Source organism: Pseudomonas sp. Pse1 (genome assembly GCF_024519635.1).
GTDB lineage: Bacteria > Pseudomonadota > Gammaproteobacteria > Pseudomonadales > Pseudomonadaceae > Aquipseudomonas.
On record NZ_JALJRO010000010.1, the window covers coordinates 44,416 to 59,615 of the forward strand.

The window sequence follows — 15,200 nt, forward strand, 5'->3', positions numbered from 1 at the left end:
GGTCGGTGGCGCTAAGCGCTCTATATGTTGGCGATGGTAACAAAAACCCGGGGCGCCTGGCGCGCTCGTCTGCGTTGCGCCGCCGGTTGCGACTCGCTAGAGTTCGGCAGTCCTTTTGCTCGCTCAACTCAATAATCAGTACAAATGGGAGTGTGTTGTGGAAATTGCCTGTCTCGATCTGGAAGGTGTCCTGGTTCCGGAAATCTGGATCGCCTTCGCCGAAAAAACCGGGATTGAATCCCTCAGGGCAACCACCCGGGATATTCCCGACTACGACGTGCTGATGCAGCAGCGCTTGCGGATTCTCGATGAACACGGCCTGAAACTGGCCGACATCCAGGAAGTGATTGGCACCCTGAAGCCGCTGGACGGCGCCATCGAGTTCGTCAACTGGCTGCGCGAGCGCTTCCAGGTGGTGATTCTGTCCGACACCTTCTACGAATTTTCCCAGCCGCTGATGCGCCAACTGGGCTTCCCGACCTTGCTCTGCCATCGTCTGATCACTGACGAAACCGGGCGCGTCACGGGCTATCAACTGCGTCAGAAAGATCCCAAGCGTCAGTCGGTACTGGCCTTCAAGGGCCTGTACTACCGGGTGATTGCGGCGGGTGATTCGTACAACGACACCACCATGCTTGGTGAGGCGGATGCCGGGATTCTGTTCCATGCGCCGGACAACGTGATTCGGGAATTCCCGCAATTCCCTGCGGTGCACAGCTTCGACGATCTCAAGCAAGAGTTCCTCAAAGCGTCGAATCGTGAGTTGAGCTTGTAAGTAACTGGCGGGGGAGTGCGCTCCCCCGGCCGGTCAGCCTCATAGCCCCTGCAAGGTGTCCAGCAGCACTTTGACCTTGGTGATCGATTCCTGGTATTCCGCCTGCCAATCCGAGTCGGCCACGATCCCGCCGCCGCCCCAGCAGCACACCTGACCGTCCTTGACCAACAAGCTGCGGATGGCGATCGAACTGTCCATTTCCCCGCGCACGTCCAGATACAACAGCGAGCCGCAATACAAGCCACGGCGGGTAGGCTCCAGCTCGTCGATGATCTGCATCGCCCGTATCTTCGGTGCGCCAGTGATCGAGCCGCCGGGAAAGCTTCCGCCGATCAGGTCGAGGGCATCCTTATCGGCGGCCAGTTCGCCAGTGACGCTGCTCACCAGGTGGTGAACGTTGGGATAGCTTTCCAGGCTGAACAGCTCCGGCACCCGCACCGAGCCGATACGGCAGGTGCGGCCAAGGTCGTTACGCAGCAGGTCGACGATCATCAGGTTTTCCGCCCGATCCTTGGGGCTGGCCAGCAGTTCGGCGGCGTTGGCCGCATCTTCGCTGGCGTTTGCCCCGCGTGGGCGGGTGCCTTTGATCGGTCGGGTTTCGACATGACCGGCAGTGACTTTGACGAAGCGTTCCGGTGACAGACTGAGAATCGCATCGCCGCCGGGCAGGCTCTGGAAGCCCGAGAATGGCGTCGGGCACGCTGCGCGCAAGGCGCAATAGGCGGCCCAGGCATCGCCCTGGCACTGGGCGCGGAAGCGTTGGGCAAAGTTGACCTGATAACAGTCGCCGGCCTGGATGTACTGCTGGATTTGCTCGAAGGCCTGCCGGTATTCGCTGGCGCTCAAGTCGCCCTGCATCACGCCCTTGAGGTGAAAGCTCGAGTCGATGGCCAGGGTTGGTTGGCTGAACAGGTCGATCAGGCGCTGGCGTTCGCTGTCCACCAACTGTGGGTGAAACACCAGTTGGCTGCTGCACGCCTGGTGATCGCTGATCAGTGCCCAGGGATACAGGCCGAAACGTGCGTCGGGCAGTTGCAGGTCGTCATGGGCCTGGGCGGGCAGGGCTTCCAGGTGACGGCCGAAGTCGTAGCTGAGGTAGCCGATCAAGCCACCGGCGAATGGCAATTCAAGGCCGCTCGGCAGCAAAGCGTTGCCCAGTTGGCCGAGGGTGTCGCGCAGGCGTTGCAGAAACGTCGCACCGCTTTCCTCTGGCGCTACCGCCAGGGTCGCCAATGGCCAGGCGCTGAGCAGGTCGTAGCGGCCGCGCTCGGCGCTCGGCCGTCCGCTGTCGAGGAGCACGCTGCCGGGGGCATGGCGGATCGCCGCAAAATAGTCGGCGGGATTGGAGCGATAGGGCAGGGGGTATACGGAGCAAGTCTGCATGAGCGGGGTAGATCAGCCATTGAGGCGGGGTGGCGATTGTATTCCTCTGTAGGAAATGCCTCTAGAGGAGATGTCGGGAATTGGCAGGTTGAGGGTTTAGGTGTTTGTCAGAGGGGCTTCGCGACGGTGCGACAATTCGACAGGCCCGCTCCTACAGGAGCGGGCCTGCTCGCGAAAAAATCTGGATCAACCCTCAACCGGCGGAATATGCCCAAACATTTCCTGAACAAACGCCACGCGCTCTTCGACGCTCTCCGTCACACCGCGTGCCTTCAGTTCTTCCAGGCGGGCTTCGACTGCATGGGTGCGCAACGTCAGCCCGCAGTCGTTGGCGATCTGGATGTTCAGCCCCGGCCGCGCATTCAGCTCAAGAATCAGCGGGCCTTTTTCCTGGTCGAGGACCATGTCGACGCCGATGTAACCCAGGCCGCACAGCTCATAGCAGCCGGCGGCGAGTTTCATGAAGCCGTCCCAGTAGGGCAGTTGTACGCCGTCGACGGCGTTGGTGGTGTCCGGGTGTTTGTTGATGATGTTGTTCAGCCAGGTACCGCGCAGGGTCAGGCCGGTGGCCAGGTCGACGCCGACGCCAATCGCGCCCTGGTGCAGGTTGGCCTTGCCGCCAGACTGCCGGGTCGGCAGGCGCAGCATGGCCATCACCGGGTAGCCCATGAGGACGATGATGCGGATGTCCGGTACACCTTCATAGCTGATGCTCTTGAAGATCTGGTCGGGGATCACCCGGTATTCAATCAGCGCACGGTCGCGGTGCCCACCCAGGGAATATAGGCCGGTGAGGATGCTGGAGATCTGATGCTCGATTTCCTCGTGGCTGATGATCTTCCCCGACACCGTGCGGTAACGGCCCTCGAAGCGATCGGCGATGACCAGGATGCCGTCACCGCCGGCCCCCTGTGCCGGCTTGATCACGAAGTCGCTGTGGCCGTCGATAATCTCGCCGAGCTTGTCGATTTCCTTCTCGGTGGAGATCACCCCGTACATTTGCGGCACATGGATGCCGGCCTTGATCGCCCGTTCCTTGGTGATGATCTTGTCATCGACGATCGGGTACAGGCTGCGCTTGTTGTACTTGAGCACGTAGTCGGCGTTACGCCGGTTGATGCCCATGATGCCCCGCGCTTCCAGGGCCTTCCAGGTCTTCCAGAAACCGAACATTACGAATCAGCCTTGAGGAAGGCTTTGAAACGCACCAGTTCGGTCAGGCGGTAGCCGCGATAACGACCCATGGCCAGCATGAAGCCCACCAGGATCAGCAGGATCGCCGGGAAGGTGAATACGAAATACACCAGTTCCGGCACGCTCATGATCAGGTGCGCCAGGGACGCGGCGAACAGCGTGCCGATGGCCACTTTCATCGCATGTCCGCCACCGCGTTCTTCCCAGGTGATCGACAGGCGTTCGATGGTCATGGTCAGGATCACCATCGGGAACAGCGCCACCGACAGGCCGCGTTCCAGGCCCAGCTTGTGGCTGAACAGACTGATGGCGGCGATCAGCACCACGACGAAGGTCAGCACCACCGACAGTCGCGGCAGCATCTGCAGCTTGAGGTGCTCAAGGTACGAGCGCAGCGACAGGCCGAGCGCGGTGATCACGGTAAACAGCACGATGCCGAAGCCCAGTTGGGTCTCGCGGAAGGCCAGGGCGATCAGTACCGGGGTGAAAGTGCCGAGGGTCTGCAGGCCGATCAGGTTGCGCAGGATCAGGATCACCAGCACGCCGATCGGGATCATCACCATGATCATGAAGGTCTGCTGGGTCTGCAGCGGCAGGCCGTACAGCGAGTATTCGAGGAAGTTGGCGTCAGTATTTTCGTCGGTCAGCTTGGCCAGGCGAATGGCGTTCATTTCGCTGTTGTTCATGCTGAAGGTCACGGTGGCTTTCTTGCCGCCGTCGACGGTGATCAGGTTGTCATCGCCGGTCCACCACAGCAGGCGATCGCTGGGCAGGCCCTGCTCGCCGGTTTCCGGATTGAAGTACAGCCAGTCGGTGCCGTTGAAGCTGCGCAGCCACAGTTCAGGTGACTGCGGCTGGTCGGCCACCAGGCGAATGGTGTGGACCTTTTCCACCGGAACGTGGGCGATCGACAGCAGCAGTTCGACGATCTTGGCCTTGTGCGCCGGCGTCGGGTCGCCCGCCAGGAGCATCTTGGCGTTGTCGTCGTTGCTGTTGTTGACCCGCTTGATCGCTTCGCTGATGAAGGTCTCGACGTCCGCCGAGTGCTGGCGAATCGGCGCGAGCAGGGCTTCGGCGGCGATTTTTTCCGGGCCTTCGATGGCAATGCTGTCGCGGAAAGTCGGGCCTTTGACCTTGGGTTTTTCCCCGGTGTAGCGCTTGGTCAGCACCAGGCGGTAGTACAGGGTCTGGTTGCCCTTGGCGCGACGAGCAGACCAGGTGACCTTGCGGTTGCCGTCGACACGGTTCACCGCAACCCCATAGTTGTTGGAGATGAAGCTCTCATTGAGGCTCACGTAGTCGCGGCTCAGCGGCGGCACGAACATCTGGATCTTCACCGGATCCTTGGCGCTGGCGACGAACTCGACCTTGGCGTCGATGTTCCACAGGTCGTCGGTGGCGTCTTCGGTCACCGGAATGCCCAGCACGAAAATCTGGTAGGCCGTAACTGAAATGCCCAGGACCACCAGGATGGCGATGAGGACTTTCAGGTGGAGGGTAAGAGAGCGCATGGGTATTACTCTGCGGTGTGAGCGGCGGTAGCGCAGGCAGGCTTGCCGGCAGCGTATTTAAGGCTTGGGTCGACCAGTGCATCGAAGCGTTTCAGCGCTTCGGAGCCGATCAGGAGCGGGTATTGGAATGCACTTCGGTCGGTCAAGTTCACTTCTATGCTGCGCAAGGCGGTGCCCATGCAGATATCCAGTTCGATGACCGGGCGCGCGGTGTACTTCTTGCCTTCCTCGGGATCGTAGTCGCCGGCACGTCGTTTGATTTTGCTGACCCGCGCCAATGGACGCTCGATCGGGTGCGAATGTGCGGCGTCGATGGCCAGGTAGAAACGCACCCAGGACTCACCGTTGCGTTTGAAGCGCTTGATGTCGCGGGCACTGAGGGAGGCGGTTTTTGCCCCGGTGTCGAGCTTGGCCGCGACTTCCAGGTCGATGCCTGACAGTTGGGCGTACTCGTTGAGGCCGTACACGGTTTTTTCGCCTGCATGACCGAGGCCTGGCAGGCAGAGAAGGCAAAGTAATGAAGGGAGGTGCTTGAGTCTCATAAATCCTGGCGCGTTGCTGTCCATTCTTCAGTTCAAGGAGACTGGCATTAACTGCACAAGCGCCCTCGTATGCCTATCACGCGAAGATGACAGGCAAATGCGGGCGGCATTCTAACACGCTGTTTTTCTGGTGCCAGCGCCGAGGCGGTCCTTTGATTTTGCTTTAGCAAAAACGTTTATTAGACGATTGTCGACAATCTCACTATTTCCTTTGACTGCGATGAGGATATTGGTTAGTTTTTGCCTCATTGACTTACAAGGTGTCGACAATATGCTGGATCAACTCGATCCCCCGGTGATTACCCCTGACGATTCGGAGACCCTCTCTGAAAACGTCTTCCGGCGTATTCAGGCAGCCATCGTCAAAGGCGACATCGCCCCGGGTAGCAAAATCTCCGAGCCGGAGCTGGCGCGCACCTACGGCATCAGTCGCGGCCCGCTGCGCGAGGCGATACACCGTCTCGAAGGTCAGCGCCTGCTGGTGCGCGTGCCCCATGTCGGCGCCCGTGTGGTATCGCTGAACCACGCCGAGCTGATTGAGCTCTACGAAATTCGCGAGTCCCTCGAAGGCATGGCCTGTCGTTTGGCCGCCGAGCGCATGAGCAATGAAGAAATCGACGAGCTGCGCCAGGTGCTGGAAACCCACGAGCGTGATGCCGCGTTCCAGGCCGGTGTCGGCTACTACCAGCAGGAAGGCGATTTCGACTTCCACTACCGAATCATCCAGGGCAGCGGCAACCGCACGCTGACCCAAATGCTCTGCGGCGAGCTGTATCAATTGGTGCGTATGTATCGCATGAAGTTTTCCGCCACGCCCAATCGGCCGCGCCAGGCGTTCGCTGAGCACCACCGAATTCTCGATGCCATCGCCGACCGTGACGGTGAGCTGGCCGAGTTACTGATGCGCCGTCACATCGGCGCCTCGAAACGCAACATCGCCCGTCACTATCAGGACGGCGCCCATCAGACAGTCACTCCACGAGGTGAGTCATGAGTTCCAACAAGAGCACACCAGGCCAGCGTTTCCGTGATGCGGTTGCCAGCGAGCAACCGTTGCAAGTGGTCGGCGCAATCAACGCCAACCATGCGCTGCTGGCCAAGCGCGCCGGTTTCAAAGCTATTTATCTGTCGGGTGGCGGCGTCGCTGCCGGCTCCCTCGGCGTGCCGGACCTGGGCATCACCGGCCTGGATGACGTGCTGACCGACGTCCGCCGCATCACCGACGTCTGCGACCTGCCACTGCTGGTCGATGTCGACACCGGTTTCGGTTCCTCGGCCTTCAACGTGGCCCGTACCGTGAAGTCGATGATCAAGTTCGGCGCTGCGGCGATTCACATCGAAGACCAGGTTGGCGCCAAGCGTTGCGGTCACCGCCCGAACAAGGAAATCGTCACTCAGCAGGAAATGGTCGATCGCATCAAGGCCGCCGTCGATGCCCGTACCGATGACAGCTTCGTGATCATGGCCCGTACCGACGCCCTGGCCGTTGAAGGCCTGGAGTCGGCGCTGGATCGCGCCGCCGCGTGCATCGAAGCCGGTGCCGACATGGTGTTCCCGGAAGCCATTACTGAGCTGGAAATGTACAAGCTGTTCGCCAGCCGTGTGAAAGCGCCGATCCTGGCCAACATCACCGAATTCGGCGCCACCCCGCTGTACACCACCGAGCAGCTCAAGGCCGCCGATGTGTCGCTGGTGCTGTACCCGCTGTCGGCGTTCCGCGCCATGAACAAGGCCGCGGAAAACGTCTACACCGCAATCCGCCGCGATGGCACCCAGCAAAATGTCATCGACACCATGCAGACTCGCATGGAGCTCTACGATCGCATCGACTACCACACCTTCGAGCAGAAGCTCGATGCGTTGTTCGCCGCGAAAAAATGATGAACCCCCTGTACCTGTAGGAGCGAGCCCGCTCGCGATGGGCGTCAACGATAACGCGGGCCCCCTGACACACCGTGGTGTCGGGACCTGCATCGCGAGCAGGCTCGCTCCTACAAGGTCGGGTGTGAATCCCGATCAATGTATTTGCCGATTCCCTAACAAATTCAAGAAAACTGGAGACAGCAATGGCCGAAGCAAAAGTACTGAGTGGCGCCGGGCTCCGTGGCCAGGTGGCCGGACAAACTGCACTGTCCACCGTTGGCCAGGAAGGCGCAGGCCTGACGTATCGCGGTTATGACGTGCGCGAACTGGCGGCCGAGGCGCGCTTCGAAGAAGTGGCCTACCTGTTGCTCTACGGCGAATTGCCGAGCAAGGCGCAACTGGCTGCCTACGTGACCAAGCTGAGCAAGCTGCGCGACCTGCCGCAAGCGCTGAAGGAAGTGCTGGAGCGCATTCCGGCCGACGCCCATCCGATGGATGTGATGCGCACCGGTTGCTCGTTCCTCGGCAACCTGGAAGCGGAGAACGATTTCTCCGAGCAGCACGACAAGACCGACCGCCTGCTGGCCGCATTCCCGGCGATCATGACCTACTGGTATCGCTTCAGCCACGATGGCAAGCGCATCGACTGCGTGAGCGACGAAGAGTCAATCGGCGGGCACTTCCTGCACCTGCTGCACGACAAGAAGCCGAGCGAGCTGCACGTCAAGGTGATGAACGTTTCGCTGATTCTCTACGCCGAGCACGAGTTCAACGCCTCGACCTTCACCGCGCGCGTCTGTGCCTCGACCCTGTCCGACCTGTTCTCCTGCATCACCGCCGCCATCGGCTCGCTGCGCGGTCCGCTGCACGGTGGCGCCAACGAAGCGGCGATGGAAATGATCGAGCGCTTCAATTCGCCTGAAGAGGCGATCAAGGGCACCCTCGGCATGCTGGAGCGCAAGGACAAGATCATGGGCTTCGGCCATGCGATCTACAAAGACAGCGATCCGCGTAACGAAGTGATCAAGGGTTGGTCGAAAAAACTCGCTGACGAAGTGGGCGACAACGTGTTGTTCCCGGTTTCGGAAGCCATCGACAAGACCATGTGGGAGCAGAAGAAACTGTTCCCCAACGCCGATTTCTACCATGCCTCGGCGTACCACTTCATGGGCATCCCGACCAAGCTGTTCACGCCAATCTTCGTCTGCTCGCGCCTGACTGGCTGGGCGGCGCATGTGTTCGAACAGCGTGCCAACAACCGCATCATCCGCCCGAGCGCCGAGTACACCGGCGTCGAACAGCGCAAGTTCGTGCCAATCGAACAACGCTGAATGGTGGGGGCCGGTAGCGGGATCTGAATCAACGCAGATCCCTGTAGGAACGAGCCTGCTCGCGATGGCGGTGGGTCAATCAATGATGATGTTGAATGACCCACCATCGCTGGCAGGCCAGCTCCCACAGTGGACAGTGTGAATTTCGAATTCGGCGCCTGGCCCCACCTCTTGAAACTACCGTGACCGAGTCCCGACGATGAACACAGAATTTCGCAAATCGCTGCCAGGCAGCCAACTGGATTACTTCGACGTCCGTGCGGCGGTCGAAGCCATTCAGCCTGGCGCCTACGACACCCTGCCGTACACCTCCCGCGTGCTGGCGGAAAACCTTGTGCGTCGCTGTGATCCGGCCACGCTCACCGAATCCCTGAAGCAGTTTATCGAGCGCAAGCGCGATCTCGACTTCCCGTGGTTCCCCGCCCGCGTGGTCTGCCACGACATTCTCGGCCAGACCGCGCTGGTCGACCTCGCCGGCCTGCGTGACGCCATCGCCCTGCAAGGCGGTGACCCGGCGCAAGTCAATCCGGTGGTGCCGACCCAATTGATCGTCGACCACTCCCTGGCCGTCGAGCGCGGTGGTTTCGATCCCGAGGCGTTCGAGAAGAACCGCGCTATCGAAGACCGCCGTAACGAAGACCGTTTCCACTTCATCAACTGGACCAAGAAGGCGTTCAAGAACGTCGACGTGATCCCGCCAGGCAACGGCATCATGCACCAGATCAACCTGGAGAAAATGTCTCCGGTGATCCAGGTCCGTGATGGCGTGGCCTTCCCTGATACCTGCGTCGGCACCGACAGCCACACCCCGCACGTCGATGCGCTGGGTGTGATCGCCATTGGCGTGGGTGGCCTGGAAGCCGAGAGTGTGATGCTCGGTCGTGCGTCCTGGATGCGCCTGCCGGAAAGCGTCGGCGTCGAATTGACCGGCAAACTGCAACCGGGCATCACCGCCACTGACATGGTGCTGGCGCTGACCGAGTTCCTGCGCAAGCAAAAAGTCGTGGGTGCCTGGCTGGAGTTCTTCGGCGAAGGCGCCTCGGCCCTGACCCTCGGCGACCGCGCAACCATTTCCAACATGGCCCCGGAATACGGCGCCACCGCAGCGATGTTCTACATCGATCAGCAGACCATCGACTATCTCAAACTCACCGGCCGTGAAGACGAGCAAGTGCAATTGGTGGAGAGCTACGCCAAGCAGGTTGGCCTGTGGGCAGACAGCCTCAAAGGCGCGCAATACGAGCGCGGCCTGACCTTCGACCTGTCGTCGGTGGTGCGCAATATGGCCGGCCCGAGCAACCCGCACGCCCGTGTCGCGGTGTCGGACCTGGCCGCCAAAGGCATTTCCGGCAAATGGGAAGAAGTCCCTGGCCAGATGCCGGACGGCGCGGTGATCATCGCGGCGATCACCAGCTGCACCAACACCAGCAACCCGCGCAACGTGATTGCCGCCGGCCTGCTGGCGCGTAACGCCAACAAGCTGGGCCTGACCCGCAAGCCATGGGTCAAATCGTCCCTGGCCCCGGGCTCGAAAACCGTGGCGCTGTACCTCGACGAGGCAGGCCTGACCCAAGAGCTGGACCAGCTTGGTTTCGGTGTCGTGGCCTTCGCCTGCACCACCTGCAACGGCATGTCCGGTGCACTGGACCCGGTGATCCAGCAAGAGATCATCGACCGTGACCTGTACGCCACCGCCGTGCTGTCCGGTAACCGTAACTTCGACGGCCGGATCCACCCGTACGCCAAGCAGGCGTTCCTCGCCTCGCCGCCGCTGGTGGTGGCATACGCTATTGCCGGGACCATCCGTTTCGACATTGAAAAAGACGTGTTGGGCGTGGTTGACGGCAAGGAAATCCGCCTGAAAGACATCTGGCCAAGCGACGAGGAAATCGACGCCGTGGTCAAGGCCTCGGTCAAGCCGGAGCAGTTCCGCCAGGTCTACATCCCGATGTTCGCGATCCACGAAGACACCGGCCCGAAAGTGGCGCCGCTGTACGAGTGGCGTGAAATGAGCACCTACATTCGCCGTCCGCCGTACTGGGAAGGCGCACTGGCCGGCGCGCGTCCGCTCAAGGGCATGCGTCCATTGGCGGTGCTGCCGGACAACATCACCACCGACCACCTGTCGCCATCCAACGCGATCATGATGGACAGCGCCGCTGGCGAATACCTGGCGAAAATGGGCCTGCCGGAAGAGGACTTCAACTCCTACGCGACCCACCGTGGCGACCACCTGACCGCGCAGCGCGCAACCTTTGCCAACCCGAAACTGTTCAACGAAATGGTCCAGGAAAACGGCAAGGTCAAGCAGGGTTCGCTGGCCCGTGTCGAGCCGGAAGGCCAAGTGATGCGTATGTGGGAAGCGATCGAAACCTACATGGACCGCAAACAGCCGCTGATCATCATCGCCGGTGCCGACTACGGCCAGGGCTCGTCCCGTGACTGGGCGGCCAAGGGCGTGCGCCTGGCCGGTGTCGAAGCGATTGCCGCCGAAGGTTTCGAGCGCATCCACCGCACCAATCTGGTGGGCATGGGCGTGTTGCCGCTGGAGTTCAAGCCGGGCACCGACCGCAAGACTCTCGGCATCGACGGTACCGAAACCTACGACGTGGTCGGCGAGCGCACTCCGCGTGCGACCCTGACCCTGGTCATCACTCGCAAGAACGGTGAGCAGGTGTCGGTGCCGGTGACCTGCCGCCTCGACACCGCCGAAGAAGTTTCGATCTACGAGGCCGGTGGCGTGCTGCAGCGTTTTGCCCAGGACTTCCTCGAATCGGCAGCCGCCGTTTAACCCCCGACGCGCCGCGCGGGACGCAGGTTCCGCGCAGGCCAAAAGGAGCATCATGGCTCACGCACCGCAAATCAAAATTGCCGCCACCTATATGCGCGGCGGCACCAGCAAAGGCGTGTTCTTCAGCCTGCAGGATCTGCCCGAGTCGGCGCAGGTCCCGGGCCCGTCCCGCGACGCATTGCTGCTGCGGGTCATCGGCAGTCCCGACCCTTATGAAAAACAGATCGATGGCATGGGCGCGGCGACATCGAGCACCAGCAAGACGGTGATCGTGTCCAAAAGCATCAAGGCCGATCACGACGTTGACTACCTATTCGGCCAGGTCTCGATCGACAAGCCTTTTGTCGACTGGAGCGGCAACTGCGGCAACCTCTCGGCAGCCGTCGGTTCCTTCGCCATCAGCAGCGGCCTGGTCGACGCCGGCCGTGTGCCGCACAACGGCGTGGCCGTGGTGCGCATCTGGCAGGCCAACATCGGCAAGACCATCATCGCTCACGTACCAGTGACCGATGGCGCGGTGCAGGAAACCGGTGATTTCGAACTCGACGGCGTGACCTTTCCGGCCGCCGAAGTGCAGCTGGAATTCATCAGCCCGGCAGCCGAGGAAGAGGGCGCGGGTGGTTCAATGTTCCCCACCGGCAACCTGGTCGACGATCTCGAGGTTCCAGGCGTTGGCACCTTGAAAGTGACCATGATTAACGCTGGCATCCCGACAATTTTTATCAATGCACAGGACATCGGCTATACCGGGACCGAGCTGCAGGGCGCGATCAACGGTGACGCGAAAGCGCTGCAGATGTTCGAAACCATCCGTGCCTACGGCGCGTTGCGCATGGGCCTGATCGCCAATGTCGACGAAGCGGCCAAGCGTCAGCACACGCCGAAAGTGGCGTTCGTTGCGCCGGCGACCGATTACGTATCTTCCAGCGGCAAGCCGGTGGCGACCGGGGATGTCGACCTGCTGGTGCGGGCCTTGTCCATGGGCAAATTGCACCACGCCATGATGGGCACCGCCGCCGTGGCCATCGGCACTGCGGCTGCAATCAACGGCACCCTGGTGAACCTGGCGGCCGGCGGTATCGAGCGCAACGCTGTACGCTTCGGCCACCCATCCGGCACCTTGCGCGTCGGCGCCGAGGCTAATCTGGTCGATGGCGAATGGACCGTCACCAAAGCCATCATGAGCCGCAGTGCGCGGGTGTTGATGGAAGGCTGGGTGCGCGTGCCGGGTGACTGCTTCTAGTCACCCCGCACCCTTGCTCGCGATGGTGTTGGCACAGGCAGAATTGATGTTGCCTGACACTCTGCCATCGCGAGCAGCGGAACGCCGCCCGGGCTGCTCCCACAGCAAGTTTTCAGCGTTTGAACCACCTCTCCACCGGCAGTTTGGTAATCGCAAACCCTGCCAGCAGCACCGCCGAATAACCCATCAATTGCGCTGAAATCTCCTGCCCCTCGTACCACGCGCCAATCATCACCGCGAACACCGGAAAGATGATGAACACGAACGACAGGATGATTGGGCTCAAGCGCTTGAGCAGCAGGAAGTACACGATAAATCCGCCCACCGAAGCCACCAATCCCAAGTACAGCAGGGCGCCCCATGAGCGTGCGCTGATGGCCGAAAAGTTTGGGTTCTCCAGCCCCAGGCCGGCGACAAACAGCATCAGCCCGGCAATGCCGATGGGCAGGGTGTTGTAGGTGATGACGCTGATGGCGCTGCCGTGTTTCTTGGTCACCACGTAGCACAGCGCGTGCAGGATCGCCGCCGTCAGAATTGCCAGCACACCGAACAGCTCCGCATGATCCAGGTGCAAGCCCTGGCTGCGAATGATCATGAACAGGCTGGCAAAGCCAATGGCGATTCCCAGTACTTGCGAGGCGTAAATTCTTTCGCGCAGAAACAGCGCGGTGAAGATCAGGATGAACACCGGCATGCAGCTGAACAGCAATGCGGTGAGCCCCGATGAGACGTGCATCTCGCCGTAGTTGAGCAAGTAGTACGGCAGGCTGAAGTACGCCAGGGTGACGAACAGGAAAAACCAGCGGCTGCCCTTGGGGAACATCAGCGGTTCGCGGCGCCAGGCGGCGAAGCCCAGGAACAGCGGGAACGCAATCAAAAAGCGCAGCCCGGCCGCCGTCAGCGGCGGCACGCTCTCGACGGCGATTTTGATCCCCAGCCAGGTAGTGCCCCAACTCAGGCACACAACGAGAAACAGCAGGCTGGTTACCATACCCGCTAGCCAGTGGGTGTTAGCCGTCCTTGCAGTGTCGCTTGCGACAATTGATCTGGTCATGAAAAAGGTCTATCTCTAATTGAACCTGTTTTCGGCACGCTATTAGGGGTTGATATGGCTGTCAAAGTAAGTATTGCCATGGTGTCAATCCTGCGGGATGCCTTGCTCAATGGTGCCGGGGTCAAGTACCAGCGCTTGGCGGACGGCGTGGAGCAGGGCATCGCCGACGGTGTGATTGCGGCGGGCTGCAAGTTACCGCCCCACCGGCTATTGGCCGACAGCCTCGGCGTGACAGTGGGGACCATCAGTCGCGCTTATGCCGAACTGGAGCGCCTGGGCAAAGTGGTCGCCCGGGTAGGTGATGGCACCTATGTCCGCGAGCAAGGTTTGGAGCGCGTGCGTGATGGCGGTTTTCGAAACGTCAGCGTTGAGCCACAGCCGTATTTCGACATGAGTCGCAACCAGCCGATTCCCGGGTATGACACCCTGTTGATGAGTCAGGGATTGCAGGCCCTGGCCGCTGATTTCCAAGCCATGCAGCGCATTGGCGGCTACACCGATGAAGCCGGCTTTTTGGCCTGTCGCGTAGCGGGTGCGCAGTGGATCAGTCATGGCGGTTTTGTTGCCGACGCCGAGCAGGTGATTTGCGTCAACGGCGCCCAGCACGGTCTGTCCTGCACCTTGATGGCGTTGCTCAAGGCCGGCGACACGCTGGTCACCGAGCAATTGACCTACCCGGGGCTGATCAGCATCGCACGCGGTCTCGGCATAAAACTCATCGGTCTGGCGATGGACGCTGAAGGACTGATACCGGCAGCGCTGGATGAAGTGTGTCGTCATCATCGGGTCGCGGCGCTGTATTGCACGCCGACTATCCAAAATCCCACGGCGGCAGTGATGTCACTTGCCAGGCGGGCGGAACTGGTCGAGGTGTGTCGTGCGCATAATCTGTTGATTATCGAGGACGAAGCCCACGCTGTATTGGCTCAGGATCGACCGCTGCCGCTGAGCTATTTTGCCCCTGAACGCACGGTGTTGATTGCCAGCCTCAGCAAGGCCGTATCGGCAGGATTGCGGGTGGGTTATTTGCATGCGCCGCAGGCATTGGCCACTCGTCTGTCGGCAGCGGTACGGGCGTCTTGCTGGATGGCGACACCTTTGTCCATGGAACTGGCTCGATCGTGGATTGAAAGCGGTACGGCCCAGCGACTGCTTGCGCAGCAGGTTACCGAAATCAGCCGTCGTAAAGCGTTGGTGATGCCGCTGCTGCAAGGCTTGATTTATCGAACTCAGCGACACAGCCCGCATGTCTGGATCGAAGTACCGGAACCGTGGCGCGCCTCTCAGATTGAGGCCGAACTGAAGCAGCGTGGCTACCTGGTCGCCACGGCCGAGGCGTTCGCCGTCGGTCATGGCGCGGTGCCCCAGGGGATTCGGCTGAGTGTCTGCAACGCCAGCGGTGATGACCGGTTGCTACTGGAGGGGGTTGAAGCGGTGGCAAGCGCATTGGGGCAGGGCATGGACATTGCGGCGATGGGGGCGTGATCGCCCCCCGATTTAGTCGCCGGCGGGG

Annotated in this window: 12 protein-coding genes; 7 read left to right on the top strand and 5 right to left on the bottom strand. The window is 61.2% G+C overall.

What is annotated here, in order from left to right; translation table 11 throughout:
* Positions 1 to 157: 157 nt before the first annotated feature.
* Positions 158 to 775, top strand: coding sequence for a bifunctional phosphoserine phosphatase/homoserine phosphotransferase ThrH (gene thrH, locus NR126_RS16210; protein WP_256830623.1), 618 nt, complete (start codon positions 158 to 160; stop codon positions 773 to 775).
* 39 nt (positions 776 to 814) lie between these two features.
* Here thrH and pabB read toward each other — a convergent pair whose 3' ends face one another.
* The 4 genes from pabB to NR126_RS16230 form a co-directional block, all read right to left on the bottom strand.
* Positions 815 to 2,158: an aminodeoxychorismate synthase component I gene (gene pabB, locus NR126_RS16215; protein ID WP_256830624.1), complete on the bottom strand. Its 1,344-nt coding sequence runs from the start codon at positions 2,156 to 2,158 to the stop codon at positions 815 to 817.
* A gap of 186 nt (positions 2,159 to 2,344) precedes the next feature.
* Positions 2,345 to 3,331 carry an alpha-L-glutamate ligase-like protein gene (locus NR126_RS16220; RefSeq protein WP_256830625.1) on the bottom strand — a complete coding sequence of 329 codons (987 nt, stop codon included), beginning with the start codon at positions 3,329 to 3,331 and terminating at the stop codon, positions 2,345 to 2,347.
* Positions 3,331 to 4,863 carry an inactive transglutaminase family protein gene (locus tag NR126_RS16225; protein ID WP_105754493.1) on the bottom strand — a complete coding sequence of 511 codons (1,533 nt, stop codon included), beginning with the start codon at positions 4,861 to 4,863 and terminating at the stop codon, positions 3,331 to 3,333. The genes NR126_RS16220 and NR126_RS16225 overlap by 1 nt, the downstream gene beginning before the upstream one ends.
* Positions 4,864 to 4,868: 5 nt before the next feature.
* The gene (locus NR126_RS16230; protein ID WP_027618051.1) at positions 4,869 to 5,405 is read right to left on the bottom strand and encodes an ATP-dependent zinc protease; all 537 of its coding nucleotides are present in this window, start codon (positions 5,403 to 5,405) and stop codon (positions 4,869 to 4,871) included.
* Between the two features lie 274 nt (positions 5,406 to 5,679).
* Between NR126_RS16230 and NR126_RS16235 the strand changes: the two genes are divergently transcribed.
* The 5 genes from NR126_RS16235 to prpF all read left to right on the top strand — a co-directional run bounded on the left by NR126_RS16235 (position 5,680) and on the right by prpF (position 12,633).
* Entirely contained in the window at positions 5,680 to 6,399 is a 720-nt protein-coding gene (locus NR126_RS16235; protein ID WP_177327233.1) for a GntR family transcriptional regulator, read from the top strand.
* Positions 6,396 to 7,286, top strand: coding sequence for a methylisocitrate lyase (gene prpB / locus NR126_RS16240; protein WP_027618049.1), 891 nt, complete (start codon positions 6,396 to 6,398; stop codon positions 7,284 to 7,286). The genes NR126_RS16235 and prpB overlap by 4 nt, the downstream gene beginning before the upstream one ends.
* A 185-nt stretch (positions 7,287 to 7,471) precedes the next feature.
* Positions 7,472 to 8,599: a 2-methylcitrate synthase gene (gene prpC / locus NR126_RS16245; RefSeq protein ID WP_027618048.1), complete on the top strand. Its 1,128-nt coding sequence runs from the start codon at positions 7,472 to 7,474 to the stop codon at positions 8,597 to 8,599.
* A gap of 199 nt (positions 8,600 to 8,798) precedes the next feature.
* Positions 8,799 to 11,390, top strand: coding sequence for a Fe/S-dependent 2-methylisocitrate dehydratase AcnD (gene acnD / locus NR126_RS16250; RefSeq protein ID WP_027618047.1), 2,592 nt, complete (start codon positions 8,799 to 8,801; stop codon positions 11,388 to 11,390).
* 52 nt (positions 11,391 to 11,442) lie between these two features.
* Complete coding sequence (prpF, locus tag NR126_RS16255) at positions 11,443 to 12,633, top strand: 2-methylaconitate cis-trans isomerase PrpF (protein ID WP_027618046.1); 1,191 nt, start codon at positions 11,443 to 11,445, stop codon at positions 12,631 to 12,633.
* A 112-nt stretch (positions 12,634 to 12,745) separates the two neighbouring features.
* On the opposite strand, the gene NR126_RS16260 is transcribed toward prpF, so the two are convergent.
* Positions 12,746 to 13,687, bottom strand: coding sequence for a DMT family transporter (locus tag NR126_RS16260; protein WP_256830630.1), 942 nt, complete (start codon positions 13,685 to 13,687; stop codon positions 12,746 to 12,748).
* Positions 13,688 to 13,741: 54 nt separating this feature from the next.
* Here NR126_RS16260 and NR126_RS16265 point away from each other — a divergent pair, with 54 nt between their 5' ends.
* On the top strand, positions 13,742 to 15,172 hold the full coding sequence (locus tag NR126_RS16265; protein ID WP_256830631.1) for a PLP-dependent aminotransferase family protein: 1,431 nt from the start codon (positions 13,742 to 13,744) through the stop codon (positions 15,170 to 15,172).
* Positions 15,173 to 15,200: the final 28 nt, after the last annotated feature.